The organism is Cellulomonas sp. GbtcB1 (genome assembly GCF_019091725.1).
Taxonomy (GTDB): Bacteria; Actinomycetota; Actinomycetes; order Actinomycetales; family Cellulomonadaceae; genus Cellulomonas.
Genome location: NZ_JAGXJG010000698.1, coordinates 1 through 230, shown reverse-complemented (window position 1 = coordinate 230; position 230 = coordinate 1). Strand labels below are relative to the sequence as shown.

Genomic DNA, 230 nt, shown 5'->3' with positions numbered 1-230 from the left:
CGCGCCGACCAGCAGGCAGACGACCGCGGCGGTCACCATCGCACCGTGCGGCGGGTTCGCGAGCGTCTCGGAGACCCGGTACGTGCCCGCGGCCTCGCCCAGCAGGATCACGCCGACGAGCATCGTCAGGCCGCCCGCGGTGGACACGACGATGGCCAGCATCGCCGCCCGGCGGCTGGCCTTGCGCTCGTGGTAGTGCCCGATGAGCAGGTAGGAGAAGACCGTCGTCA

At 72.2% G+C, this 230-nt stretch carries 1 protein-coding gene; it reads right to left on the bottom strand.

Translation table 11 applies throughout. The features are described from left to right. On the bottom strand, positions 1 to 230 hold a 230-nt coding region (locus tag KVT14_RS21865), incomplete at both ends, for a proton-conducting transporter membrane subunit (RefSeq protein WP_217617440.1).